We start from the raw sequence: 23,485 nt of genomic DNA, 5'->3' as shown, positions 1-23,485 counted from the left end.
AATACAGTCTGGTGCAACGATAGCCAGTTATTTATTGTCATTCTGCTAAAGGTGGGTTATGAAACTCATACCAATACTGCTTATTTTTAATATTATCCTTCTCTCGTGCAAAAAAGATAAGGTGAGTGGGGGAGAAACCGTTGAAATTTATCTGCTCAAAACCAGCCAGACTGTTCCCGGCAAATGTCAAATAGATGCTGCAGCTTCTTCCATACAGGATACGCCTGAGATAACGAACGATGACATCCTGGAATATTCACAGATTGCACGGGAATTTAAATTGTCTGCTATAGCCATTCAAAAGGTGAAAGCCTTTCATGATTTCACACCCTTTGCAGTTACAGTCGACAGGAAGGTGATCTATTATGGGTTCTTTAAACCCGGAATTTCCAGTTCTTCCTGTACCAATTCCATCACGATGGACATTTCATTATCATCTGGTAATAAGATCGTACTGCGCCTGGGATATCCTGCAGCGATAGATGATGCAGGTTTCGATGATCAAAGAAATAACAGCTGGTTGTTGGGGACTTTAGAAAAACAGGGTAAACTCAGACCCTGATTTTAAGCCATTTGGGACGGCTCCTTTGCAATAACAACAAGCTGAATTCATGGATTGTTGACCATTTCAATAAAAAATAATTTATTCATTGAAATGGTTGGTTATTAATGGTTTTTTATCCTTTTTGCAATTGGATTGATATAACACCCAATTTAAAAAGGAGAATATATGAGTTCATTTGTGCTCGATTTCCAGGACGTTGATAAATCAAAATTCATGCTGGCAGGAGGGAAGGGCGCCAACCTGGGTGAACTTTCCCGCATTGAAGGAATACCCGTGCCAGCTGGTTTTTGTATTACTACCGAAGCCTTTAAAAAGATCATGGAAGAAACACCATCGATCAACGAATTGCTCAATCAGTTATCACTTCTACAGGTTGAAGACCGTGAAAAGATCAATGCAGTGAGTGCTGCCATTCGTAAGTTTATCGAGGCTATAACAATTCCTGTCGATATTAATTCAGCCATCACTCAACAGCTTACCCTCCTTGGCGAAAACAATGCCTGGGCTGTACGGTCCAGCGCAACCGCAGAGGATCTTCCCACGGCCTCATTTGCAGGGCAGCAGGATACTTATTTGAACATAATCGGAAAGGAAGCAATCCTGCAACATGTCAGTAAATGCTGGGCATCGTTGTTTACTGCGCGGGCAGTAACCTACCGCATTCAAAACGGCTTCGATCATCGTAAGGTTTATCTGGCTGTGGTTATTCAAAAGATGGTTTTCCCGCAAACGGCCGGGATCATGTTTACAGCTGACCCCGTTACTGGTAACAGAAAGGTGTTATCTATAGACGCCAGCTTTGGCCTTGGAGAAGCGCTGGTTGCCGGTATAGTGAATGCAGATGTTTATAAAGTACGTGACGGCAAGGTTATCGATACAAAAATCTCAACCAAGAAGCTGGCTGTTTATGCCACAAAAAATGGGGGTACAAAAGAGCAGGAGATAGGGGTGGAGCAGCAGAACAAGCCAGCGCTCACAAATGAGCAGATCTTACAGTTGGAGCAAACAGGTAGAAAGATCGAAAACCATTTTGGCTGTCCGCAAGACATTGAATGGTGTTTGGCTGATGATACATTTTATATTGTGCAAAGCAGGCCGGTCACTACTTTATTTCCTATACCCGAAACAAATGACCACGAGAATCACGTGTACGTATCTGTTGGTCATCAACAAATGATGACTGATCCTATAAAACCACTGGGGATCTCTGTTTGGATGTTAACAGGTGCCCGGCCCATGTTTAAAAAAGGTGGCGGAAGGCTGTTTGTGGATATCACGATGGGACTGGCTTCACCGGCTGGCAGGCAAAATTTACTGGGTGTTTTAGGGCATTCTGATCCGCTCATAAAAGACGCGCTTATTACCATCATTGAGCGGGATTTTATAAGATCGGTCCCGGATGATAAAAGCGATATGGGGCCCGTTAAAAGCCATAAGGGTATGACGGCTGCGGATATTCAGGCAGAGGCAGGAAACGATCCGGCAATTGTAGCTGATTTGATCAGGAGTAGTGAGGAATCGTTGTCAGCGTTAAAACAAAATATTCAAACGAGATCAGGATTAGATGTATTTGATTGTATCCTGGAAGATATGCAGCAACGGCGGCAGCGGGCGGCAGATACGAATAATTTGAGTGTGATCATGTCCGCCATTCATGCATCGGCCTGGATCAATGAAAAAATGAATGAGTGGTTAGGAGAAATAAACCCGGCTGATACGCTTTCACAATCGGTTCCAAACAATATTACTTCTGAAATGGGGCTGGCGCTGTTAGATGTGGCAGATGTGATCCGCCCATATCCCGAAATAATTGAATTTTTATCCCGGCACGTCGGGATGAATGAAGATAACTTCCTCGATGAACTGGTTCAATTTAAGGGTGGCCGGGAAACCCGGGCTGCAATCATTACATTTCTCGACAAATACGGAATGCGATGTGCCGGCGAGATCGATATTACAAGGACCCGCTGGAGCGAAAAACCAATGATACTCGTTCCCCTCATCCTTACTAACATCAAAAACCAGGAGCGGGGCGCCAGCAGGCGGAAATTTGAAGAAGGACTACAACAAGCATTAAAGAAAGAACAGGAGTTATTAGATCGATTGAAGCAACTACCGGATGGAGAACAAAAAGCTGGCGAAACAAAACAAATGATCGATCTGATCCGGAATTTCATTGGTTACCGTGAATACCCGAAATATGACATTGTTAGCCGTTACTACGTTTATAAACAGGCATTGCTAAAGGAAGCGGAACGGCTTGTACAGGCTAACGTCATTCATGAAAAAGAAGATATTTACTATCTCGCTTTTGAAGAATTGCAGGAAGCAGTCCGCACAAATAAACTGGATTACCAGCTCATCAACAACCGGAAAGAGGAGTATAAATTATTTGAAAAACTTACACCGCCGCGGGTTATTACGTCTGAAGGAGAGATCATGACGGGCCGGTACAAGCGGGAAAATATTCCCGCCGAAGCCATTGCAGGCCTCGCTGTTTCTTCGGGCATTGTAGAGGGCCGGGCACGGGTTATTTTGGATATGTCAGCTGCCGCGCTGGAAGAAGGCGATATCCTGGTCACCACTTTTACCGACCCCAGCTGGACACCCTTGTTTGTCTCGATAAAAGGCCTGGTCACCGAAGTGGGCGGACTGATGACCCATGGCGCAGTGATTGCCCGCGAATATGGCTTGCCGGCAGTTGTGGGCGTAGAGAATGCTACCAAACTGATAAAAGATGGGCAACGGATCCGGGTGAACGGGACCGAAGGGTATGTGGAGATACTGTAATGCTGCATAAATGAAAAGCCTCCCGGGAGGCTTTTCATTTAGACTCAAATATTTTTGTGCCAATTTACTTTGGTAAAGGCGTTTTTAATTTTCTAAGCAACTTATTCGCTTCCTCAAGCTTTTTAGGCGCCAGCACCTTACCTTTTAACTTGTTGAGATTTTCATCAACAGTGTAGGTGCTCACCTGATTAAACAACTCGCTCTTGATTTTATATACCTTTTTCATTCTCATAAAGTTAAACATTTTTTCGCTTAATTAAAAATGCGTTGATTTCCATGTTCTTAGCAAAAACAATTAACTCTTCATTAGTAAATACATAGATGTCAAATTTACTGGTCAATTCTTCCAGATTGTTACCAATAGCCATTCGATATAATCTTGTTCTTTCTTTGGTACTTCCTCTAATTAATATCCATCTTTCAGGATACTTTCTTGTGTAGTCATCTACGACTTTAACAACCGTCGATAATATTTTATTTCTATCACCATTATCACTTATCCTATAATCATCTATCTCTCCATTTAAATCTACATCACCAAAGGCCAGATTATAAACATTCTCCAGCTCAGTTGTTGTAAATGTAATCCTTTTAGGTATTGGCCCATTCTTACCGATGCTTATGAAATCAATTACACTAAAATCCTCAGTAAATGCAAATTCAGAATACGACTCGTACTTCATTCTACACAGTTTTATAGAATTAGATTAAGTGTGTAAATAGATATGCTAATAGTAATAGCCTTACTATTAGTTTAAATGTTATCACATCTATTTACACTTGGAAAACCTCGTCAGGTGTTGTGTGGAATGTTATATCAGAGCGTATGGGTTAACAAATATAATAATTTTTAAATAATCTGAAAAATATATCAATTAATTATTACTGTTATATTATTAAATTTGATACAGCATTACGATGCAGCATACATGTTACACTGAATACTTCTGAGCATATTACTCAAAAACAATTCCTTTCAACACTCAAAACAAAATGCAGCAGCCTGTATGAAGTCGTAACGAGCACAAAAAAGACAACAAAAAAACGTGAAAAACACCTTTTCTTATAATCCGAAATATTTGTAAGCTTGCCAAACACCTCAACAAATGCCCGGGATTAAAATTTCAGTTATTGATGGCGACGCTTTTACAACAAAAGCGGACACCCTGATCTTAAAATTTGCACAAGAGGCACATGGCCTTGACAGAGACGTTATTGGGAAATTTGAAAGCATGGGATACCCCATTTATGAAAAACTTCCATGTGCCTGGAACTTCTTTTTTACGGGGAGTAAAGAAGTTACCAATACAAAAAGTCTTCTTTTCATAGGAACACCACCTTTAGCATATCTGAAGTATAAGGATATCAGGAGTTTTGGCCGGATAGCCTTGATTTCATTGGCCAAAGCTGATCCAAAAACAAAATCAATTATTCTGACAATTCATGGCCCTGGTTTTGGGCTTGATGAATTTGAAGCTTTCGAAGCTCAGGTGGCTGGAATAGTTGAAAGCATCACTGCAGGAAATTGCCCTCCTGATCTTCAGGAAATCACTTTTGTCGAACGTTCTGAAGGACGGGCTGAAAGACTTCAAAGGGTATTGAAAAGACTTTTACCTGACGGCTATATTCCTCCCCCCAAATCAGGTGGCTTAAAAGACATGGGTAATGGTTCGTCGGAAACACTTCGCTCCGCTGGGTATACTTCAGAAAGTAAGAAAAGTGTATTCGTTGCCATGCCTTTTGATTCAGATTTTGATGATTGTTATCATTATGGAATATATGGAGCAGTAAATGCATCCGGCTATTTATGTGAAAGGGCCGACCTGCAATCTTTCACAGGGGATGTTATGGAATGGGTAAAAAGCAGAATTATGTCGGCTGATTTTATTATTGCTGACTTAACAACTGCAAATCCAAGTGTTTATTTGGAAGTTGGTTTCGCCTGGGGACAAAACAAAAGAACCATTTTAGTAATTAAGAAGGATACAAAAGACCTGAGATTTGATACACAAGGGCAACGGTGCCTACTATACACAAGCATTAAAGACCTTGAAACAAAACTTAAAGCTGAGCTCGTAAATCTAAAATTTTAAACTACCTGCCTTATGATACCCCCTGAAGCAATTAAAAAATTTATTACCATTCATATTGAATGGCATGGCTCGTTTGTTACTTGGGCTTTGTTGATATAACACCAGGGTATCTTTAAGCCAATATGATTTAGAGCATATCGTTGATAGGCCATGGTTCATCTCCTTAAAAAGAAACACTACGGTGATTTGTTATTGCTGCTTCACAAAAACATACGGATCTTCTTCCACAAAATCGCTTTCTTTGGTTTCGATGGATATTACTTTGTTGCCGCTGATCTTGAATTGTACAGAGAAGATACCGTACTCAATATTGTCGTATTGCAGTAGCCATTCTTTCGAATCCATATACGAAAGGCGGGCGGTTAAATGATCATGACTGTTGAATTTTACATGTAAGCTTTTTTTATCGGCTGCCAGGTTAATATCCAGCGATCCGTACATCGCGTTTGTATAATGCCCCACGTAAGCCAATAGTGGAAGTGATGGAGCCATGCCTTTTATGCGGGCCTGCCAACCATGAATGGTTTTTAAAGTATCATCCATGGTGTTATTGAAATCTGCCAAATAATTCCTGCTTCTGTTCAGGTAAGGCATACCAGTGTAGGCATCCAGCACCTGAGCCCGCAAGGCGCCATACAGATTCTGATTATCGTTATTTGTAAGCACCGCCATGCCGAGCCTTTCTTCGGGAACAAAGCATACGTTGCTTACCATACCGGCAGCGCCGCCCGTATGCCAGAAAACCTGCCGGCCGTTGTAATCGCCTACTATGATGCCTAATCCGTATCCTGCAATGTGGGTAGGCACTACGGGTGATTTGCGGCTTGTAATAGGGGTATTAATGTCGCGGGTTGCTTGCAGCACACTAAAAGGCATCACACGCTTTCCTTCATAACGGCCGCTATCCAGTTGAAACAATAGCCAGTGCGACAGATCGCTCACATTGCTGATCAAAGATGCGGCAGGAGCCAGGTTATCCCAGTCATCCCAGGGCACCTGGTTCAGTATGCCGGTAAAACTGGTAGTATACGGTTTCGACAGCAGGCGGGAATCAGACAGGCTGTGTATGCTGGTATACGTATGCTTCATTTGCAAGGGCGTAAGTATACTATCCTGTATATACCTTTGCCACGACTGACCGGTTATTTTGGGAATTACTTCGCCTGCCGCTAAAAAGCAACTGTTGCAATACCCATAATGGCTACGAAAACCGGCCTCAGGTTTCATCAGTTTCATTTTTTGCATGATCTGCTGCGAAGTAAGCCGGCTGTTCCAAAAGGTAAAATCACCCTGGAAGGTTTTGGTGCCAATGCGATGGCTAAGCAGGTCGCGGATCGTTAACAAACCGGTGGTGGTTGGTTCATATAATTTAAACCCGGGAAAGTATTTGGTGAATTTATCATCCAGCGAAAGCTTTTTGTCATATTCCAGCTTGCTAAGCGCGGTAGCAGTAAACAGTTTGGTATTGCTGGCAATCATAAACAAGGTGTTTTCATCTACGGGTTGGCGTGTAGCCGTATCAGCCACTCCATAGCCCTTCATAAAAGCAACCTGCCCATCTTTCACTATTACAATAGCTAACCCCGGTACATTCCAGTCTTTCATACCCTGGCGGATGTAACTGTCCAGGCTATCTGTAATAAAGGCGGGCGTTTGGCAGAAGATGCATTGGCCAATGACTACTAGCAACAGTAGGGGCAGTAATTTTCGCATGATCGAAGTTAAGTTAATTCTTTGGTTAGCCGTTTGAATCAACTGGCCACTCCAATTTACCAGATCTTGATTTGCTTATCGTTGTCGAGGTACATCATCTCGCCAGGTTTCAAATTAAATGCTGAGTAAAAAGCCGGGTTGTTCATCAGTGGGCCATTCACCCGCCACATGGGTGGCGAATGGGGATCATTATTTACCCAGTAGCGTAAGTATTCGTCTTTCATTTTCACCCGCCAGATCCTGGCAACTGAAAAGAAAAATCGCTGCATGGGTGTAAACCCGCCGATTCTCGTGGTATCCTGTCCCTGTTTGGTCATTTTAAAAGCGTCAAGAGCCACGGCAACGCCGCTTATATCCGCTGTATTTTCTCCTACTGTAAGCGCACCTTTCACATGAATGCTGTCCAGCACGGTGAATTTATTGTATAGGTCAATGACCTGTTGGGTTTTGGCCTTAAACTTTTCGTAGTCTTGAGGTGTCCACCAGTTTTTTACGTTCCCGTCTTTATCAAACTGTGCTCCCTGGTCATCAAACGTATGCGTCATTTCATGCCCGATAACCATACCGATACCCCCATAGTTAAGGGCGTCATCGGCATTATTGTCAAAATAAGGAGGCTGTAGAATTCCGGCGGGGAACACAATTTCATTGGCGTAAGGATTATTATAAGCAGTAACTGTGGATGGCGTAGTGAACCATTCGGTCTTATCAACGGGTTTCCCCAGTTTGGCCAGGCTATATTGGAAGTTGTTTGCAGCCGCCGATACCACATTTTCAAAATATTTATTCCTTACAACAGTTACATGGCTGTAATCGCGCCACTTATCGGGGTATCCGATCTTTTTGGTAATGGCAAATAATTTCTCCTTGGCTTTTTGCTTGGTGCTGTCACTCATCCAGTTCAACTGGTCAACCCGATTGGAAAAGGCCTTTTGCAGGTTATTCACCAACTCCAGCATCCGTGTTTTGGCCGACTCGGGAAAATATAGCTTCACATACAATTGTCCCAGCGCCTGGCCCAGAGAGTTATCTACCGCGCTGGCCATGATCTCGCCGCGTGTTTTTTGCACGGCCTGTCCCGTCAAGGCCTTGTTATATCTGAAGGATGCATCAACAAAAGGCTTGCTCAGGTAATCTGCATAGCTACTAATATAATACGCTTTCAGGTATATTTTCCAATCCCCGAGCGGGATCGATTTCAGGAGCGTGTTCACTTTATCATAATAACGTGGTTGGGCTACATCCAGCGAATCCATGGTGGCGCCCAGGGTATTGAAGTAAGTTGTCCAACCTATATTACCTTGTTGTTTAATTAAATCAGCCAGGGCTATTTTATGAAAATTGCCTTTTATATCCCGTGTTTCAATATTGGTTTTATGTGAAGCAGCCAGTTGTTTTTCAATACTGTAAACAAGCGCCGCGTTTTTTTGCGCCAATACTGAATCGCTTCCGGTCAGCGTAAAAAGATCCGCGAGATATTTTTTATAGGCTTGCTGAATAGAAACGGAGGCGGAGTCGGCCTTGAAATAATAGTCCCTGTCGGGCATGCCAATACCCGCTTGAGAAATATGCCCCATATTCATGCTGCTGTTTTCCTGATCGGGCGAAACCTGAAAAGAAATGAGGGATGAGTTGGACAATTTGCTCTCTTCTGCCATGAATGTAATCATACCAGAAATGCTGGTGATGCCATTGATCCGGTCTAACCCGGTTTTAATGGGCTCAAAGCCGCGTTGGTTGATGATATTGGTATCCATTCCGGAAGCAAAGAAATCACCGATCTTTTGTTCCAGGCTTCCCGGCGCATTGTTACTTTTCGATACGCTATCCAGGATGCCTTGCAACTTGAGGCGCTGCTGAAAGTTCATGAACCGGTAGGCGCCTACGCCCGACTGGCTCGCCGGTATTTGTACAGTATCATACCATTTTGCATTTACATAATTAAAAAAATTATCGCCCGGCTGGCGGGTCGAGTCTATCCCATTAATAGCTATAAAAGATTTTTCGGTAGTACTTGTTTTGCAGGCAACAAAAGAAACCAAGCTGACAGATAGCAAAAACCAATTTTTCATATAGATTAGGTTGGTGGCGAAACGATGTTGAATAATTGATAAAGATATCGTTTCTGGTTTATAATTAAACAACTATGCCTGCCCGAAGTTTCCGGGATCTTTATAAACTAACGGATGAATAAGCAAATACGTCCGGTAACTATATTACTTCATGAACTGCATTTCAGGAAATCAATCAAATACGCATTAAAATTGATTAGAAAATTAGCGCCAGCTAAGTCAGGCTTCACCACTGCAAGTGGTACCATACTAAAAGAGACCGTGACACTAAGAAGCAACGGATTGGCTGATTAGAGCTGCATAAATTGAATCCCTGCGGTAAATGGATGAGCGTTCTCCTATTTTTTCGATCCTGGAAAAGCCAGCGGCACTAAATACCGTTTGTGCACGGGCAAATGAAACAGGATATGGGACCCATTCATTTCCTGTATCGGTGTCATATTCAATCAGGATAAATACGCCCGTGCGATTGCGTAAATGGGTTCTTAATTGTTGGATGCATGCTACCTGATCCCGTACATAATGAAGGGAATTTGCCATTAGTATTCCATCGAGAATAGGAACTGGCAATATATCCTTCACAAAATCCGCCTGGTGAAATATGATCGAGGGATTGTGTTGGAGGCTTGGTCGCTTATGTAAATCAACCGCATGAATGGTTGAACCCGGTAGTAATATGGAGATTAGGGCTTCGGAGAATAATCCCTTGCCCGCGCCAAGATCGGCCCAGGTTTGTGGAGAGTTTTGCGGAGCAATTCCTTTTTTAATCAACGATATCGCTTCTGATAATTGCATGGAATCGGGTTGCTGCGTTTCTGGTTTTTTTACATGCTATTTTGTCTAAATTCTTTTTCAGGTCCAATAAAAACAATCTCATCTTAGCAGACATTGCTATTCAAGCCGCAATTTCCAGTATTATCTTTTACAGGCCTTTATTTTTTACCCAACTGCCCCGAAATATATTTTAACATCACAATTTTCACCCTTAAATTTAAGTAACGATTGTATTGCTTTCAATAATAATATACCAAATTCCCTTTTATGGCTATCAGGGTGGCAATACAACATAAAACCGTTTATACCTACGACAGGCTGGTTGCGCTTTCTCCTCATATATTCCGGTTGCGGCCTGCAACTCACTCCCGAACTACCATTGAGGCTTATTCATTTAAGCTGAAGCCCCAGGACCATTTTATAAACTGGCAGCAGGATCCCTTCGGGAATTACCAGGCCCGGGTAGTTTTTCCCGAGAAAACGAATGTAATGGAAATCGATGTAGAAGTGATCGCCAATTTACAGGTGATCAATCCATTCGATTTTTTTGTAGAGGACTATGCTGAATTATTTCCTTTTGTCTATGCACCTGTGCTGGCTAAAGAACTGGCCCCTTACCTTGAGCATAAAGTGGAAGGGCCTTTAATTCAACAATGGGTTGAAAAACACATTGACAGAAATACCCCAACCCCCATAGTTGATTTCCTGGTGAACATAAACCGGCAACTGAATAATGAAATTGTTTATACCACCCGTATGGAACCGGGCGTACAAACGCCCGATGAAACGTTGACCAAAGCATTGGGGTCGTGCAGGGATTCGGCCTGGTTGCTGGTAAATATTTTGCGTTATGCCGGCCTGGCCGCACGCTTTGTATCGGGTTACCTGGTGCAGTTGAAAGCAGATGAACAATCGCTTGATGGCCCTTCGGGTGCTGCCAGTGATTTTACGGACCTGCATGCCTGGGTGGAAGTATATGTGCCCGGCGCCGGCTGGATTGGCCTTGACCCAACTTCGGGCCTGTTTGCTGGCGAGGGGCATATTCCATTGGCCTGCACAGCCGATTATGCCAGTGCCGCCCCCGTTGTGGGCGCGGCAGATAAAAGTGAGGTTACATTTACATTTGAAAATAAGGTTACCCGTATTCATGAAGATCCGCGGGTAACCCACCCGTTTTCTGAAGCGCAATGGCAGGCAATTAACGCCATAGGCTACCAGGTTGATAAAGATCTGGAAGCTGGTGATGTGCGGTTAACCATGGGCGGCGAACCCACATTTGTTTCTATCGACGATATGGAATCGGCGCAATGGAATACCGCGGCTGATGGCTATGAAAAAAGGATCCTGAGCCACGACCTGATCTACCGATTACGCGAAAAGTTCGGGCCGGGTGGGTTGATCCATTACGGCCAGGGAAAATGGTACCCGGGTGAATCACTGCCCCGCTGGCAATATGGATTGTACTGGCGTAAAGATGGTTACCCGGTATGGCGTAATATTAACCTGGTTGCTCATGAAAAAAAGGGCCTGGACCTTACATATAAAGATGCGGAGCGCTTTCTGAATGAGCTGGCCAGGCACCTTGCCGTTAGCGCCGATAATATAAGCCCGGCCTATGAAGATGTGTTTTATTTTCTATGGTCGGAAGGTAAACTGCCGGTAAACGTTGATCCGCTGAAAAGCAACCTGAAAGATCCGCTGGAAAGAAGAACACTGGCGCAATTGCTGAACCAGGGGCTGGGTGAGCCTGTTGGTTATGTGTTACCCCTGCAATGGAATTACTGGAACAATAAATGGCTGAGCTGTAAATGGGTGTTTAACCGGGAACATCTTTTTTTGATGCCTGGAAATTCACCTGTAGGGTTACGGCTGCCCTTAGACTCATTGCCGGTAATGGCCAGGGCCAAAATGCAGCAACCTGTTGAACGTAGTATGTTTGAAGAATTGCCGGCGCTGGATTTTTTTCATGATACCATTACCGGGCGGTATGGAACCATTACGGCGCATTCAGCACCGGTGCAGCGGATCGCCCACCAAACCATAGTGGCTGCCGGTGAAGGGCCCGGCAGGAAAAAGAAAGCGCCTGCGGCCAAAGAAACGCCTCCTGAACCTGATCAGGAGATTACGTTTGACGTTGTTACTATCAGAACCGCATTAAGCGTGGAAATAAGAAATGGCTTCTTATACGTTTTTATGCCTCCCATGGATTACCTGGAACATTACCTGGATGCAATAGCTTCCATAGAGGCCACCGCTGCCAAACTGAATATACCGGTTCGTATTGAAGGGTATGAACCACCCCGCGATAACCGGCTCGAAAAACTGGTAGTGTCGCCCGACCCTGGGGTGATAGAAGTAAATATCCATCCTGCCAAAAGCTGGGAAACTCTTTGTTCTAATACCAATATGTTGTATGAGGAAGCCCGCCTGTCGCGATTGGGTACTGAAAAATTTATGCTCGATGGCCGGCATACCGGCACGGGTGGTGGTAACCATATAACCATTGGCGGTGCAACACCTACTGATAGTCCTTTGTTGCGAAGGCCCGATCTGTTGCGCAGTTTGATCACCTTCTGGCAACACCATCCTGCGTTGTCGTATTTATTTTCCGGTGCTTTTGTAGGCCCCACCAGCCAGGCGCCGAGGATTGATGAAGGGTTGGAAGATAATTTGTATGAAATGGAAATTGCGTTCAGCCAGGTGCCGGAAAAGGGATTCATACCCTTCTGGATAACCGACAGGTTGTTCCGGCATTTATTGACCGATCTTACCGGTAATACCCACCGCTCGGAATTTTGTATCGATAAAATGTTTTCACCCGATTCGTCGTCGGGCCGGTTGGGTATTCTGGAATTTCGCGGATTTGATATGCCACCGCACAAACACATGAGCCTGCTGCAATCATTGCTCATCAGGGCCCTGGTTGCTGCATTTTGGAAAAAACCTTATAAACATAAACTGGTACGGTGGGGAACTGCTTTGTACGACAAGTTCCTGTTGCCCCACTTTGTAAAACAGGATATGGATGATGTGGTGGCGTATTTGAATAATGCAGGCTATGCATTTGATGTAAACTGGTTCAATGCTTTTTTTGAATTCCGGTTTCCGCAATACGGTTCTTTAAACATTCGCGATATAGAATTGGAGTTGCGCATGGGCATAGAACCCTGGCATGTGTTGGGCGAAGAAATGTCGAGCACGGGTACTTCCCGTTTTGTTGATTCCTCGCTTGAAAAAGTGCAGGTAAAGCTGAAAGGTTTGATTGATAAACGATATATTTTATTGTGCAACGGATCGATAGTGCCATTGACAGCTACCGGCGTAAAAGGCGAATATGTATGTGGTGTCAGGTACCGGGCCTGGCAACCGCCCAGCGCCCTGCATCCTACCATTGGAATAGATTCTCCATTGACCTTTGATATTGTAGATACCTGGAATGGCCGTTCCATTGGCGGATGCTCCTACTATGTATCGCACCCTGGCGGCAGAAGTTATGATACATTTCCGGTAAATAGTTTTGAAGCAGAATCACGTCGTCATAACCGGTTTGGTATTACCAGCCATACCCAGGGACAGGGACAACAATCTTTACAGTCATCCACTTCGGGCGTGTCGCGTTATGTATTGAACAACCGGTTACCGTTCATATATGATGCACCAATACCCGATATTGATAGCGAGTTTCCTGCCACCCTCGACCTTCGGAAAAAGAAAAACTGGTAGGCCATTCACTATTCACGGGATCCTGTTAACCGTTTAACATCTACGGCAATAGATAGCTGGTGCAGATCGCTGCTCATAATAACGCCGCGCAGGGGAACGATGTCGAAATAATTCCTTCCCCAGCCAATAACTATGTACTGTTCATCGGGCAATTTGTTATTGGTAGGGTCAAAATCAACCCAGCCCATTTCTGGTATAAAAACCGAAAACCAGGCATGCGAAGCGTCGGAGCCTGTTAGCTTTTCTTTTCCGGGTGGTGGTATCGATTCAAGGTAACCGCTGATGTACCGGGCGGCCAGTCCCATCGACTGCATACAGGCAATGCCCAGGTGGGCAAAATCCTGGCATACCCCTTTTCTTTCTCCCATTACTACCGATAGGGGAGTAGAAACCGTTGTGAAGCCTGGTGTATAGGTAAAATCAGTATAGATGCGCTGCATCAGGTCGCCTGCTGCTTCCATTAAGGGGCGTTGTGGGGTAAAGGACTGGGCGGCATATTGCTGAATTGCTTCCGTTGCAACAGTAATATCAGCAGGAAAAACGAATTGTTTCTCGTGCATGTATTTTCCGGTTGATGACTGCAGCAGATCGCGTACACTTTCCCAGCTTTGAAGGTTTTTGGCGGTTAGTTTCCATTCCGGCGTTTTCCTTTCTACAATAGAGGAGGTGGTTACCGATAACATTTCATGTTCCTGCTCTACCACGAAATAGAAAACCCGGTTACCAAAAAAGTCAGTGTATTCATCAACAATGCCGGCTACAGGCGATATATCGAGTGAGAAGGAGCGGCAGATCTGCGAAGGGGTATCGCGGGGCGCCAGCGTGGCCAGGTTATGGCAAAGCGGCACCGTTTCCTGATACGTATAAGTGGTGGTATGTTTAATGCTATACAACATAAAGCAATTATAAGACCCGGGTAACAAATAACTGTTGCTGCGAAAGGGTATGTTTGAAATAGGTTTTTGAAATAACGGCATTGGTTTCCAGTAATAATTCGTTGAGCTTAACAAGCAATTTGCTCAGGGGAACGTATTCTTCGCCGCTGCCTTCCAGTTTTGATAATACCAGCCCGTTTGACAAACTCAGCAGGGTATGCGCTTCCAGCATCAGCCGCTCCGGCTCACTCAATGTTTGGGTTTTACCCTGTTTGGGTAATGTCGATACGTGCAGCCTGATCTTATCAATGAGGTAAGCCAGTGATTTGGGATAGTTCATATCTAACATCAGCAGCTCCAGTACAAGGGGCAGTTGCAAATGGTCTCTGAAGGTGTACCGGTAGGTAACCATGCTTTGAGTGGCCGCCAGTATGGCTTCCAGCAGTTCATATTCTGTTTGCGTTTCCTGTCTTTTATACAATACCTGTTGCAATATCCGGATAATAAACAGCGACTGTTCCAACTTTCTTCCCAGGTCAAGGATCGCCCATTCCTGCTCGCGCCGGGCGCTTTCGCGGTTCATGCCCAAAAAAGCAAACATGGAAGTGTTCAGATTGTCTATGTCGTTGATCATAGATGCCGGTTCGTGATGTGGCTGGCTTTTTGCCCGTTGCCATGTTTCGCCCAGTTGGTCTACCACCCGCCAGGAGTCGGCCGATAAAAAGCTGCGAACATTGTACACCGATTTTTTAAACAGGACCAGGTTTTGCGAAAGCCCGCCGCTTTTATTTTCATCATACTGGGTTTGCAAAAATTCATTCCAGGGATTATTGAGCAACTGCTGATACTGTTCGGTATTTTCATTGCCTGTAAAGCCCGGATAGGAATAGGTACAATGTGTAAGCGCTGCCAGCAATATTTTTTTTGTAGCGTTTGCTGTAGCCTGGGAAGGCTGCTGGTTGTGCATAACAAATTGCATAACGGTTCGCAGCAACCGGGCGTTATTAATAAGCCGGTCTGTATAGCGTCCGGCCCAAAACAGGTTTTCGGCTGTATGGCTTGGCAAAGATTCCTTTTGTATCAAATTGTAAGAGCCGCTGGTTTGCAACTGAAATTTTACCGGTTGCACATGGTCTTCGCCCGACGAAATAACCCAGGTGTCTTTACTGATGCCACCGGTTTGGTTAGAAATAACAAAGCTGCTTTTGGTGTAATTGGTGCGGGTAAGCGCTCCCGGCATAGCAACAAAGCTGTCTTCTTTTTTTACCAGGAAACCCCGGATCAGCGAATTCCTGGATTCTATTTTTCCGTTCACCCACGAAGGGGTGGATGAGAAATTGATCTTTTCCTGACCGGTGTATAAATGAGGATTGGCTTTAATTTTTCTTATAAGCGTGGCTGCTTCAGCGGCAGACAGGGAAGCGCCGTCGATAGCAGTGCGGGTGCCGGCGGTTTGCCTGAATATTCTGCGAATAACCAGGTGCGGCAGGTTATCGATCACATATTGCATTTCCCGGGGTTGCCCGCACCACCAGGTAGCAATGGAGGGAACTATCAGGTCTTCGCTGAGCAGGTGGCGGGCGGCCAGGTGCAAAAAAGGCATAAGCCCGGCATTTTCAATAATACTGCTGCCCAGGGGATTGGCAATTGCTACGTTTCCTTTTCGTACTACGTGTAATAATCCTGGTACACCCAGTAATGAATCGCTTTTCAGCTCCAGCGGATCGCAATACACATCATCCATTCTGCGCAGGATCACATCTACTCTTTCAAGGCCGTCAATGGTTTTCAACCATACAAAATTATCTTTTACCATCAGATCATTCCCCTGCACCAGGGTAATGCCCAGGAAACCAGACAGATAGGAGTGCTCGAAATAGGTTTCATTTTCCGGGCCGGGTGTAAGTATTACAATTCTGGGCGTATCGTTTGTATTCGGCGCAATGCTGTGGAGCGCTTGTTGCAGGGAGTCAAAAAATGGTGATAATCTTCTTACCTGCAGGTTAGAAAATAATTCAGGTAAAACGCTCGACATGGCAAAGCGATTTTCGAGGGCATATCCATACCCCGAAGGGGCCTGGGTTCTGTCGCTGATGATCCATAACCGGCCATCACTACCGCGTGCCATATCGGCTGCGTATATCACCAGGTGTTGTTGTGCGGGTAAGTTAATATGCATGCACGATCGTAAAAAACCGGGGTGCATATATATTAGCTCCTGTGGAATAATTCCCTCTTTTATAAGCGTTTGAGGACCGTAAATATCTTTTAGCAATAAATTGAACAACGTAGCCCGCTGTACCAGCCCATTATTAATGATTGCCCAATCTGTTGCGGATATAATTTGTGGAATGGGGTCTAGCTCCCAGGGACGATTTTCTCCTGAAGGATCATTATAAATGTTATACGCCACGCCATTTTCCTTCAGCAGCCTTAAAATATCATTGGTGCGGTTTTGTATTTCCGTATGCCCCATCCCTTGCCACGAAGAAAAAAAACTTTCCCAGGTTGCCCTTATGTTCCCCTGTTCAGTATAAAGTTCATTATACGAATGGGAATCGGGAATATGTTGTTGCAGGAAGGCTTCTACAGAAATTTGACCAGACATATTTGTTTTATCATCTTTTGTATATTTAAAATTAATGAATATTAAGCAATAAGCTGCCTGGTAATATTCCTGTTGGAAGGCGTGGATCTCATTGCAGCTGATGGAATTAGCAGAACAATTGCATCAGGGGACCAATGCAATTTTACTCATATTCGGTGAATTGCCCGAATAAAAGAAGGCTGTATCACTTCAATTTGATACAGCCTTCATTATTATTAACTTTTATTATTTATTGTAAGTAAACCTGGTCTTATCCCAGTACTTACCATCACTAAAAGTAATAGAAGAAATATAACCTGATGGTAAATATTCCAACTCCCTCGTTTGTGGGTCATCTGTGTAAGTGTTCACAACACCGGTTGCCACATCTGTGCGTTTTGTAGAGTGGTTCATTTTATCAGGCAAATTGGCATATTTAATCGCCGGGAATTTGTCACCGTACAACGTTCCCAATTCGGCAAACACCCATGCATTTATGCTATCAGCTTTATTGCCGTAGTTTTTAGTGTATTCAAACGAGTAGTTTTCCTCGGTGTTCGAAGTACTTTTATAGGTGTTAGCTCCTACCTGCGTATTGCTCGACTCTTCTACTCCGGTGATCTTAACAGCCATTAACTTTCCGTCCTGGTTGGTATAGTTTATGGTATATGCCTTTCTGTTAGAACTATAATAAACCGCTTGGCTATATTTTGACCAGCTGGTGTCGTAGCCGGTACCAGTGGCTTTAACCAATAAACCGGCAGCATCATATTCAAATTTGCACGTATCGGCGTGTATTTGAAAACGGGGATTAGCTGTAGACATACCATCCATGTTCTCGGCAGTAATACGCTGAATGGGCAGGCGATTGCTGTTCAGTTTATAGCGTGCCGAATAATTAAAATTTCCCGGATCGGCCGGTGCTTCCTGGAAGATAGCTTCATCGCCAACATAACTGATAGTAATGTAATAGGTAGGATCGGCAGAATCCTTAAGCGAAATGATCCTTCCCGACTTATCATACTCAAAAAAAGTAGTTTCGGTTGTTGAGCTGGTGCTGTGGTTATAGTTGGTTTTTACCACCCGCGTAGTGTCTCCTAACTGTTGTTCTTCAGGTTGATTGTCAGAATCCTTTTTACACGAATCAAGCGAAATAATAAATAACAAGGACAGAATGGGAATCAATGATCTTTTCATAAAATATTTTTAATTACGTCCGATTCCCTATTCCCTTTCTTTTCTGGCGGGCGCAAATTTAATAAACATCCTGATGAATTAAAATATTTAATAAAGAAAATTGGGTGGCTAAACACTAACGTATAGGGTAAATACGATGAGCGGGTCTGTTATTTTACGAAGAAAATAAAAAAAGGCTGTATCACCAGCGGTCGTTTTATAATTCCCTTATGAAACAGGATGGTGTGCGCATTCTATATACTTAATTGAGCGACCGGTATTCATTTGGTGAGTATCCCACCCGTTGTTTAAACAAACGGGCAAAATGCTGGGGATACTTAAATCCTAATTTATAGGCTAACTGGCTAACCGATTTGCCCTGGTCTAATGTTTCACACTGGCATGGTGCAGGTAAGGATGAAGGATTGGTTCAAATTGCCATAACGAATACGCAAAACGGGCCAACAGTGTGGCTGCAACCTGTTACTGATGAAGAGTATAATAATTGAAGAAAATGTATGCTACTAACAGTGGTTATAGCTGTTAAAGGATTAGTAGATTTCGTTATCAGCGTTGTTAGTGAAACCAATTCTATCTAAAAAAAGTTGAAAACGCGGATCAGCTCTGAGTGTGGCAGGAACCCATTGTTCATATTTGAGCATAACTAAAATGGGGTCGCGGTCATCGTACGCTTTTTCAAGGTAATCAAAAGCTTCATCCAGGTCATTCAGGTAGGCTGCCGATATTGCAGTGAGCGTGTTGGCAACATATTCACTTTGTGATCTTTCTTTTAATTCGTTCATCAATACACGGGCCTTGTCGGTACGCCCGGTGATGCAATATGTCCAGATAAAACCATGAACTGTAAATGAATGCCTGTTCGAAAGCTTCATGGCAGACTCGAAGGAAGAAATTGCTTCCTCATATTTTTGCAGGGCTATTTGTGTTTTACCTGCCGTTACATGGCATAAAAATGAATTGGCGTCGAGTTCAATTCCCTTTTTGCAAACAGCCAGTGCTTCTTTGAACTTGCCGGCGCAATGAAGGATCAGGGCATAGCTGGCATAACAAATTGAATTGAGTGGTTCCAGCGTTATCCCTGTTTTTCCATGCTTTTCAGCTTCCTCGAATTTTCCTTCCACACAGGTAAGGTAGTTCCAGCCATACCGGTAATGACCTTCTGCATACCGTGGATTAATTTCAATGGACCTAAGGAAATTTTTCCTGGCCTCTGGCCAGTTCCATTCAAAACAGGTATAATAATATCCAAGTGAACAATAGGGTTCGCATAAAGAAGGATCCAATTCCAATGCTCTTTCTGCAGATAGCTTTGCCTGAGCCATTGCCTGCCTGGGTGGCAATAATCCGTAGGAGGCAATTAATAAATTGGCATCTGCATATCCTGCATGGGCCAGGGCAAACCCGGGATCAATAGCAATTGCTTTTTGAAAACATTGTATACTGGTTATTACCGAAGCGCCACGCCTGGCTAAATAAAACCTTCCTTTTAAATAGAGCTCATAGGCTTCGGTATTTTGTGTATAGCTTTTAGTCATCAGGTCACGATCTTTCTTCAGTAATGTCAGCTTTAGTTTTTTGGTAATGGAAAGAGCGATATCGTCCTGGATCGCAAACACATCATCCATTTCCCGGTCATATTTTTCAGACCACAGCTGATACCCATTTTCTATATTGATCAACTGGGTTGTTATGCGAAGCCGGTTGCCCTGCTTACGCACACTGCCTACCAGTACGGTATGTACACTCAGTTTTTCACCCAATTCATGCAGGTCGATATTTTTTCCCTTGAATTGAAAAGAGGAGGTGCGCCCCGCTACATTTAGATCTTTTAAATGGGTTAAAGAGTTAATGATCTCTTCAGCAATGCCATCACTGAAATATTCCTGATCAGGGTCATTGCTCATGTTCACGAATGGTAATACAGCAATACTTTTTAAAGGAATACTTTTAGTATCTGATCTTTTGCGTGTTTCATATTCGGGAACTTTTTCTTCTTCGGTCTTTCCTTTTAGTGAATTGCGTGGCGGTTTTACCAGGTATTCATGATCAAGTGCAAACACTTCTACCGGCCGCTTTACATTTTTTAATTGATACACACCGGCCGATACTGTTTTAAGTTCAGGATGATTGTGCAATTCGTCATTTGCTGTATCGGAGATCAATACACTGCCGGCTACTCCCAGGGATTCAATGCGGGATGCGAGATTAACTCCGTCGCCAAATATAAAGTCTTCGTCAGAGATGATATCGCCGATGTGTAATCCCATTCGCACAGGAACCTGTGGCAATTGAAGGAATTTCTGTTGCATGGATAGCGCACATTGCACTGCTTCAACAACGCTTGGGAAAATACTAAGCGTGCCATCTCCATAATATTGAATTATGCGGCCATTAAATTGCTGGTGTTCTAATTGCAGGATTTCGCGGTGCCGGTCTTTTATGATCAATGCTTTTTGCTCACTCTGCTGCATAATAGCAGTGTATCCTTCAATGTCGGTGAACAGGATGGCTGCAAGCTGACGGTGTTGGGGCATAAAAGTTAGGGAAAAAATACATCCAAATTTACTGACAATCCATCAGTATAATTATATCCCCAATAGTGATCGGCATCAGTAAAGTGAAAGAAAGTCAACTACTGCATAAAATACATTAGTTCAACCAGGCGTGTTTTAATTTGTGCTGTATGATGTTGATATTCAACGGGTGAGGCTGCACTGCAAGTGAAAGTCCGAAATTATCCGGGAAATAGGGGGCAGGCCATAATGGCCAATTATTACAACCCTGACAAGGTAATACTCGGACCAGGGCAAAAAAAAAGCCCTTTCGGGCTTTATCTGCAGTCAAAATAACTTTAGTATCTATTTTTATTATAACTATTCGAGCTATTGAAACCACCTCTGGAAGGTCTGTCTTCTTTCGGCTTTGCAACAGAAACGCTGATCGTTCTGTTTTCTACAGTAGATCCATCAAGTTCAGCAATTGCTTTTTTTGATGCAGCTTCATCTGCCATTTCAACAAATCCGAAACCTCTTGATCTGCCGGTTTCTCTGTCTGTAATGACTTTAGCTGAAGTAACTTCTCCATAAGGAGCGAAAAAATTCTTTAAGTCTTCATCGTGCACATCGAAGCTTAAATTTGAAACATAAATGTTCATTTGAAAAAATTAATTGATGAATAATTTCGAGGAAGGCAAGAAGTAAGAGACTAACTATAATGCAGATAACTAGGCAATGTAATTAATGAATACTAATGCGAGGCTCAAATTAACAAAATGAAGGTACCACTTATTTTTTACATTTCAATAAATGATATTAACCGGCCTGCCCCGGCCGGCCTTATAAACCGTGGCAGGCCAGTGCATTAGTTGCTATAAATAATAAATTAGATTATTGGCGATAATAAGCTTAATTTTAGTAACTGACTTTCTATTGTGTAATTCCCTCCTATATTGGTCTCCTTATACACTATACCTGGTCAATTCTCAAATTAAATAAATTTGAATAGTATGCGATTATTGATCAGCAATTTAAACAGGTTTACCACCACTTCACAGGTAGTAGCTCTTCTGGGTCCTTTTGGCCTGGTATCGTCAGCTGTGATCATGATGAATGTGAAAAGCGGCTATTCGGAAGGTATAGCGGTGGTCGAAATGGAATTTAAAGCAGGTCAAATGGTGATCAGTGAGCTCAATAACAGCCGGTTTATGAATTACTACATCAGTGTGGAAGAAACGGTTACCACTATTAATTAAGGCTGGGGTTTAGTAATTATTCCTCTATTGCACATGTAGGCCAATCCTCTAAAAGATGACAATGATATTTTTAAAAGAACATTTACGCAAAAGCCATTATAATTGGGCAATTGGCCTGAATCATTCCTCAGGGAACAATGAGCCCGACCGAAGGGTTTTTGACCGCTTTAACGGCTTTCAGGTTCTATTCATTATTAATCATTTCGGTAAATCACTTGGCAAACTGACCGTCACCGACGGACTCAAAATGGAAGAGCTTATTTCTGCTCAATTGCCAAAGGAAGTAAAAAGTGAATTATCCGTTTTTAACTGGTTGCGCGGGGTTTACTTGTATTATAGTAATTGAGCCGGATGACAGCATAAACGGGTATAAAGAATTTAACAAATAAAAAATGTATGAACATACAGGTTTTTAATCTTAGTCTGAATACCGCGGATCGCGACTTGCGAAAATTATTTTCTGCTTTTGGTATTGTTGCATCAGCAGAAGTCATTAGAGATAAATTGAATGGCCGCTCAAAATGCAACGCAATGGTTGAAATGCCTATTGAAAGAGAAGCCCTGCTGGCGATTGAATCGCTTCATCAAACAATGTTGGATGGCAAGAAGATCTCGGTCACCGCACTTCATGCAAAACCTAAATGGTAATGATACTTTGTTGCCTGTTCCTTGCTTTGATGATGTTAGGATTATATGCTTCGATCATCAGGGTGGCTCATTGTCTGTAGTTTAGTACCTATCATTTCTTGTACTTGTTGTCTTTCCACTGGTTCGTTCCTGCCGCACTGTCGGCAATAAGTTGATTTAGTCTTTTTATCCGAGTCGTTTCCTGCTTCGCACTCATTACCCAATGTGTTGATACTTTTCTATATGATGGTGCCAGTAATTGAAAGTAGTCCCAGGCCTTTTTGTTTGCTTTAAATAGTTTTTTATAAGGCTGAGTTAATTCCACTTCGTCTTTTTCGTGGGAATATATCTTAGACTTACTTTCTATTCTTTTTTCAAAACTCGCTACTCCGGCTGGTTGCATAAGTCCTTCCTTTGTTAATTTCTCAATTTTTTTGATATTAACCGCACTCCATATACTCGTTGATTTTCGTTGTGTAAAGCGAATTTGATAACTGTCTTTGTCTATAGATTTTCTAACGCCGTCAATCCATCCAAAACATAGCGCTTCGTCAACTGATTGAGACCAGGACATGCTGGGTTTTCCACTGCCAACTTTATAAAAGCCTACCAGTAACTCAGTTTCCTTTTTATGATTTTTCTGTAACCACTTTCTGAAATCGGATTGTTTGGCAAAAAAGATCGGTGTCATTTCCTTGTCTTTCATAAAAAAAGTCGT

At 43.2% G+C, this 23,485-nt stretch carries 18 protein-coding genes and 1 pseudogene; 7 read left to right on the top strand and 12 right to left on the bottom strand.

All coding sequences use genetic code 11. The features are described from left to right. The first annotated feature begins 58 nt into the window (after positions 1-58). Complete coding sequence (locus A3860_RS37925) at positions 59-562, top strand: hypothetical protein (RefSeq protein WP_081155813.1); 504 nt, start codon at positions 59-61, stop codon at positions 560-562. A gap of 168 nt (positions 563-730) precedes the next feature. Then, on the top strand, positions 731-3,355 hold the full coding sequence (gene ppsA / locus A3860_RS37920; RefSeq protein WP_081155812.1) for a phosphoenolpyruvate synthase: 2,625 nt from the start codon (positions 731-733) through the stop codon (positions 3,353-3,355). A 64-nt stretch (positions 3,356-3,419) separates the two neighbouring features. Here ppsA and A3860_RS41580 read toward each other — a convergent pair whose 3' ends face one another. Together A3860_RS41580 and A3860_RS37910 are read right to left on the bottom strand one after the other, a co-directional pair. Beyond that, positions 3,420-3,581, bottom strand: coding sequence for a hypothetical protein (locus A3860_RS41580; RefSeq protein ID WP_173820324.1), 162 nt, complete (start codon positions 3,579-3,581; stop codon positions 3,420-3,422). 10 nt (positions 3,582-3,591) lie between these two features. Then, entirely contained in the window at positions 3,592-4,038 is a 447-nt protein-coding gene (locus tag A3860_RS37910; protein ID WP_081155810.1) for a DUF6934 family protein, read from the bottom strand. Between the two features lie 423 nt (positions 4,039-4,461). On the opposite strand from A3860_RS37910, the gene A3860_RS37905 reads away from it, so the two are divergent. Continuing rightward, positions 4,462-5,448, top strand: a complete 987-nt coding sequence (locus A3860_RS37905; protein ID WP_081155809.1) for a hypothetical protein — start codon at positions 4,462-4,464, stop codon at positions 5,446-5,448. 189 nt (positions 5,449-5,637) lie between these two features. Here A3860_RS37905 and A3860_RS37900 read toward each other — a convergent pair whose 3' ends face one another. The 3 genes from A3860_RS37900 to A3860_RS37890 all read right to left on the bottom strand — a co-directional run bounded on the left by A3860_RS37900 (position 5,638) and on the right by A3860_RS37890 (position 10,028). Continuing rightward, entirely contained in the window at positions 5,638-7,161 is a 1,524-nt protein-coding gene (locus A3860_RS37900; protein WP_081155808.1) for a serine hydrolase, read from the bottom strand. A gap of 56 nt (positions 7,162-7,217) precedes the next feature. Continuing rightward, entirely contained in the window at positions 7,218-9,233 is a 2,016-nt protein-coding gene (locus tag A3860_RS37895) for a M13 family metallopeptidase (RefSeq protein WP_081155807.1), read from the bottom strand. A 267-nt stretch (positions 9,234-9,500) separates the two neighbouring features. Further along, positions 9,501-10,028 carry a class I SAM-dependent methyltransferase gene (locus tag A3860_RS37890; RefSeq protein WP_081155806.1) on the bottom strand — a complete coding sequence of 176 codons (528 nt, stop codon included), beginning with the start codon at positions 10,026-10,028 and terminating at the stop codon, positions 9,501-9,503. A 246-nt stretch (positions 10,029-10,274) separates the two neighbouring features. On the opposite strand from A3860_RS37890, the gene A3860_RS37885 reads away from it, so the two are divergent. After that, complete coding sequence (locus A3860_RS37885; RefSeq protein ID WP_081155805.1) at positions 10,275-13,730, top strand: transglutaminase family protein; 3,456 nt, start codon at positions 10,275-10,277, stop codon at positions 13,728-13,730. A gap of 8 nt (positions 13,731-13,738) precedes the next feature. Here the strand turns inward: A3860_RS37885 and A3860_RS37880 are convergent, their stop codons facing one another. The 6 genes and pseudogenes from A3860_RS37880 to A3860_RS37855 all read right to left on the bottom strand — a co-directional run bounded on the left by A3860_RS37880 (position 13,739) and on the right by A3860_RS37855 (position 21,543). Continuing rightward, positions 13,739-14,626, bottom strand: coding sequence for a transglutaminase family protein (locus A3860_RS37880; RefSeq protein WP_081155804.1), 888 nt, complete (start codon positions 14,624-14,626; stop codon positions 13,739-13,741). 7 nt (positions 14,627-14,633) lie between these two features. After that, positions 14,634-17,213, bottom strand: coding sequence for a circularly permuted type 2 ATP-grasp protein (locus A3860_RS37875; protein ID WP_081155803.1), 2,580 nt, complete (start codon positions 17,211-17,213; stop codon positions 14,634-14,636). A gap of 225 nt (positions 17,214-17,438) precedes the next feature. Beyond that, a complete protein-coding gene (locus A3860_RS37870) occupies positions 17,439-18,389 on the bottom strand; it encodes a hypothetical protein (RefSeq protein ID WP_081155802.1) in 951 nt (316 codons plus the stop codon). A 241-nt stretch (positions 18,390-18,630) separates the two neighbouring features. Next, positions 18,631-18,744: pseudogene (locus A3860_RS37865) on the bottom strand (helix-turn-helix domain-containing protein); the annotation flags it as partial. 175 nt (positions 18,745-18,919) lie between these two features. Continuing rightward, a complete protein-coding gene (locus A3860_RS37860) occupies positions 18,920-20,923 on the bottom strand; it encodes an adenylate/guanylate cyclase domain-containing protein (protein ID WP_081155801.1) in 2,004 nt (667 codons plus the stop codon). A 317-nt stretch (positions 20,924-21,240) separates the two neighbouring features. Then, entirely contained in the window at positions 21,241-21,543 is a 303-nt protein-coding gene (locus tag A3860_RS37855; protein WP_081155800.1) for an RNA recognition motif domain-containing protein, read from the bottom strand. 351 nt (positions 21,544-21,894) lie between these two features. Here A3860_RS37855 and A3860_RS37850 point away from each other — a divergent pair, with 351 nt between their 5' ends. The 3 genes from A3860_RS37850 (at position 21,895) to A3860_RS37840 (ending at position 22,788) form a co-directional block, all read left to right on the top strand. Beyond that, a complete protein-coding gene (locus A3860_RS37850) occupies positions 21,895-22,140 on the top strand; it encodes an RNA recognition motif domain-containing protein (protein WP_081155799.1) in 246 nt (81 codons plus the stop codon). Positions 22,141-22,201: 61 nt separating this feature from the next. Continuing rightward, positions 22,202-22,486: a hypothetical protein gene (locus A3860_RS37845; protein ID WP_081155798.1), complete on the top strand. Its 285-nt coding sequence runs from the start codon at positions 22,202-22,204 to the stop codon at positions 22,484-22,486. Positions 22,487-22,536: 50 nt separating this feature from the next. Continuing rightward, positions 22,537-22,788, top strand: coding sequence for an RNA recognition motif domain-containing protein (locus tag A3860_RS37840; protein WP_081155797.1), 252 nt, complete (start codon positions 22,537-22,539; stop codon positions 22,786-22,788). Between the two features lie 91 nt (positions 22,789-22,879). On the opposite strand, the gene A3860_RS37835 is transcribed toward A3860_RS37840, so the two are convergent. Continuing rightward, on the bottom strand, positions 22,880-23,473 hold the full coding sequence (locus A3860_RS37835) for a YdeI/OmpD-associated family protein (RefSeq protein ID WP_216823606.1): 594 nt from the start codon (positions 23,471-23,473) through the stop codon (positions 22,880-22,882). Between the last annotated feature and the right edge of the window lie 12 nt (positions 23,474-23,485).

The organism is Niastella vici (assembly GCF_002077945.1).
Lineage (GTDB): Bacteria > Bacteroidota > Bacteroidia > Chitinophagales > Chitinophagaceae > Niastella > Niastella vici.
Note: the sequence above shows the minus strand (reverse complement) of the source record. Positions and strands in the feature narration are given on the sequence as shown.

Coding starts and splice junctions, on each gene's coding strand:
- ppsA (WP_081155812.1), top strand. CDS start 731: ATGAGTTCATTTGTGCTCGATTTCCAGGACGTTGATAAATCAAAATTC.
- A3860_RS37880 (WP_081155804.1), bottom strand. CDS start 14,626: ATGTTGTATAGCATTAAACATACCACCACTTATACGTATCAGGAAACG.
- A3860_RS41580 (WP_173820324.1), bottom strand. CDS start 3,581: ATGAAAAAGGTATATAAAATCAAGAGCGAGTTGTTTAATCAGGTGAGC.
- A3860_RS37885 (WP_081155805.1), top strand. CDS start 10,275: ATGGCTATCAGGGTGGCAATACAACATAAAACCGTTTATACCTACGAC.
- A3860_RS37855 (WP_081155800.1), bottom strand. CDS start 21,543: ATGAACATTTATGTTTCAAATTTAAGCTTCGATGTGCACGATGAAGAC.
- A3860_RS37905 (WP_081155809.1), top strand. CDS start 4,462: ATGCCCGGGATTAAAATTTCAGTTATTGATGGCGACGCTTTTACAACA.
- A3860_RS37870 (WP_081155802.1), bottom strand. CDS start 18,389: ATGAAAAGATCATTGATTCCCATTCTGTCCTTGTTATTTATTATTTCG.
- A3860_RS37845 (WP_081155798.1), top strand. CDS start 22,202: ATGATATTTTTAAAAGAACATTTACGCAAAAGCCATTATAATTGGGCA.
- A3860_RS37875 (WP_081155803.1), bottom strand. CDS start 17,213: ATGTCTGGTCAAATTTCTGTAGAAGCCTTCCTGCAACAACATATTCCC.
- A3860_RS37900 (WP_081155808.1), bottom strand. CDS start 7,161: ATGCGAAAATTACTGCCCCTACTGTTGCTAGTAGTCATTGGCCAATGC.
- A3860_RS37835 (WP_216823606.1), bottom strand. CDS start 23,473: ATGAAAGACAAGGAAATGACACCGATCTTTTTTGCCAAACAATCCGAT.
- A3860_RS37850 (WP_081155799.1), top strand. CDS start 21,895: ATGCGATTATTGATCAGCAATTTAAACAGGTTTACCACCACTTCACAG.
- A3860_RS37925 (WP_081155813.1), top strand. CDS start 59: ATGAAACTCATACCAATACTGCTTATTTTTAATATTATCCTTCTCTCG.
- A3860_RS37890 (WP_081155806.1), bottom strand. CDS start 10,028: ATGCAATTATCAGAAGCGATATCGTTGATTAAAAAAGGAATTGCTCCG.
- A3860_RS37860 (WP_081155801.1), bottom strand. CDS start 20,923: ATGCCCCAACACCGTCAGCTTGCAGCCATCCTGTTCACCGACATTGAA.
- A3860_RS37840 (WP_081155797.1), top strand. CDS start 22,537: ATGAACATACAGGTTTTTAATCTTAGTCTGAATACCGCGGATCGCGAC.
- A3860_RS37895 (WP_081155807.1), bottom strand. CDS start 9,233: ATGAAAAATTGGTTTTTGCTATCTGTCAGCTTGGTTTCTTTTGTTGCC.
- A3860_RS37910 (WP_081155810.1), bottom strand. CDS start 4,038: ATGAAGTACGAGTCGTATTCTGAATTTGCATTTACTGAGGATTTTAGT.